The sequence below is a fragment of the Actinospica durhamensis genome (assembly GCF_018139695.1).
GTDB lineage: Bacteria > Actinomycetota > Actinomycetes > Streptomycetales > Catenulisporaceae > Actinospica > Actinospica durhamensis.
Map to the genome: position 1 here is coordinate 1 of NZ_JAGSOG010000469.1, position 3,164 is coordinate 3,164.

Consider the following 3,164-nt stretch of genomic DNA (forward strand, 5'->3'; position numbering starts at 1 on the left):
GGGTGGGGACGGCGCGCCGAGCGCGGGCGACCAGGCGGTCGTGCTGGACGCCTACCTGCGGTGGGTCGTGGCCACACACCGTGACGCGCGGGCCCTGATCGCGGGGTATCCGGTGGACGCGCCGCTGGCGCAGATGCCGTGGACCGGTTCGGTGCACTCCGACGGCTCCACCCGCTACGGGCGCAACCAGGAGGTCGACTACCTCCACTCCCACATCGCCGAGACTTCCGCCGAAGTCTCCGCGCAGGCACGGGTCGAGGCGCTGGCCGGGCGGCCGCTGCCGACGTACGTGGGCCCGGCGGCGCACCCGGACCGGGTGGATCCGAGCGCGCCGGCGGGGGAGGAGAGCGAGCCGGCGGCCGAGCTGGTGGCGCGGACCTGGCGGTGCGTCATCCTGGGCGACCCGGGAAGCGGCAAGACGACCCTGGTGCGCCGGTTCGCCCTCGAGCACGCCCAACGCGGGCTCGCGCGCGACGCCTCGGTATGGCGGCTGCCGGTGCTGTGCCGGGCCGCGGACCTGGTGCCCGCGCTCGCATCGGCCCCGCAGGGCGTGCACGCGCTCGCGCGCACGGCGGTGGCGGTGGGATGGAGCGCGCCGAGCCGCCCGGCCGCGCCGGCCGACCCGGTCAGCGGCGACCGCATCCCCGTGGCTGCGCTGGCGGACCTCGCCCGGCACGCGGCGGCCCAGGGCCGGCTCCTGCTGATCGTCGACGGGCTCGACGAAGTCGCCACGTTCGAGGAGCGCGCCCGCCTCGTCGAGCGGCTCAACGCGCTGGTCGCGGCCGAAGGGCAGCGTTTCGACGAACCCGGGCGGGTACGCGGCAACCAGATCTTCGTCACCAGCCGCCTCATCGGCTACCACGCGACCCCCATGGCGGAAGCGGTCCGGCAGGTCGTGCTGGAGCGCATCAGCGCCGAGGAGACCCTCGCGACCGGCAGGTTCTGGCTGGCGCACCACACCCGGGCCACCGGGCGCGGGCCGGTCGCCGCGGCCGCGGCCCGCGACCTGCTCGACCGGCTGCTCGGGCCCGGCGGAGACGAGAACGCCCGCGCGCTGGCGGGCCTGGCGGCGAACCCGTACCTGCTGGTCTCGCTCGTCTCGGCGGTCGCCTCCGGCGCGTGGGCCCGGCGCGGCCCGCAGTCCCACCCCGTCGCGCGCGGCGACCTGTACGAATTCATGATCGGCGACGCGGTGGCGCGCGGCGAGGCACGCTTCCCCGGGGTGGCGGGGGAGCTGCTGCTGGACCTGCACGCCGCCCTGGGCTACCTCATCCACCGCACCTCCCCGACCGGCATCCTCGCGCCGGCGGTGCTCGAGGCCCGCGCGGGCGAGGCGCTCGCGCTCCAGGACGCGCAGCGCACCGCGGACACCGGCCCGGCGCAGGCGCTGCGGTACGTCAGGGAACTGGGGCTGCTCGCGGACCGCGGCCAGCAGCTCTACGGATTCCTGCACCTCACGCTCGAGGAGTACCTCGCCGGGCGGTGGCTGGTGCGGGCCGGGGACCCGGCGCAGACCGCGGCGCGGATCGAACCGCACCTGGGCGACCCGCGCTGGGTCGAGCCGATCCGGCTCGGCCTGGGCTACCTCAGCCGCGCGGACGGCCCGCGGTTCGACGCGGCACTGACCTCGCTGCTGACCGGGCCCGGCGGCGAACACGCGATCGGCCTGCTGGCCGCGGGCCTGATCGAGCTGAGCGGGGTACGCCCGGCCCACCTGGAGGCGGCGGTCGAAGCCGTTCTCGAACTCGAGACCCAGCGCCTGACCCGGGGAGACGACCAGGCCACCGCCGCCCGGCTGCTGCTGCCCCTGCTCGCCGCGCCGCTGCTGGCCGGCGCGGGGGAGGACGGCGCCGGCACCGAGCGCGCGGCGGACCTGGCCAGCCGCGCCGTCGCGCACGCCGTGGAGCACGGGACCCAGTGGCGCCTGGCCGCGGCCGCACGCGTCGCCCAGGCCCTGCGCCTGCACGACCCGCGCGTCGTGGAAGCACTGATGCGCGCCCAGTTGCGCGACGGGGCCCGGTACGGCTGGGCCGTCGTACGCGCCCTGCAGGCGATGTGCGTCCTGGCGGACGCGTCCCTGCGCGGCGTCGAACCCGGCGCGAACCAGAGCGCCGCGGAGGTGCTCGCGGGATTCGACCAGGAGACCCGCGACCGGCTCACCTGGGTGGACCTCGTCCCCGGCAGCGTCGCGGGCATCGCACTGCCCAGCCGCGCCCCGATCCCGGCGCCGCTGGTGCCCATGCGCGCCGGCCTCGACGAGGCGCTGCTCGCCCGCCTGGCCACCGGCCCGGTGGCGCTCGTGCGGCTGATCCTGTGCCTGTACGGGGGAACCGTGTTCCTCGACTGGTGGCGCTGGGACGCCGAACGCACGCGCCTCAAATCCGTCCTCGACGTCACCGACACCCCGCACGCCACCGCCCACGCCGCCGCCGTCTACCTCGACACCGTCGTCACCCCCGCCCTGTCCGGACCCACCACCGGCCTCGGCTCCGGCAAGGACCTCACGGTGCTGTGGCCCGCGCACATCACCGTCGACTCCCCGCTCACCGCACGCCTGCTCGACTGGCTCAACGCGGGCGAGAGCCCGGAGATCATCGCCGAACGGCTGCGCGTACTCGCCCTCGACCCCGCCGCGGACCCCGCCCTGCGCGGCGACGCGGCCGCCGGACTGATCGCCCTCGGCACCCGCACCGCCGCCGACTCCCTCGCCGCGGTCCACACCGCCTTGCCCGAGGCCGCCGCCACCCGCCTGGCCTGGCGCCTGGAGCGTGCCAGACTCCTGCTCGGCGACGAGGTGCCGACCTTCAACCTCGGCGCGATGCTCACCTCCTACTACTGGACCGAGTACGACGCGACCTGGGACGACATCAGCGAGGCGTACCTCGCGATGCTCCAGGCGATCCGCCGGCTCGAACACGAGGGACTGCCCGCCGGCGGCGGCTTCGTGTGGTACTCCACCATCCAGGAGGCGCTCGTCACCCTGCTGTGCGCGTCCCTGAACCTCGACGACCACCTCTACAGCGTCGCCGTCATCCTCGACACCACCGGCCAGTCGCTCATGCGCCACGGCCCCGAGAACCTCGCCGAAGTCCTCGCCACCGCCCACCTCGCCGCCGTCGCCCACGAAGGCCGCACCACCAGCTGGGAACTCGACTCGCTCGCCC

General features: G+C 75.9%; 1 protein-coding gene. It reads left to right on the forward strand.

All coding sequences use genetic code 11. The annotated features are described in order from the left end of the window. A partial coding sequence (locus tag KDL01_RS39985) for an NACHT domain-containing protein (RefSeq protein ID WP_212533939.1) occupies positions 1-3,164 on the forward strand: 3,164 nt, incomplete at both ends.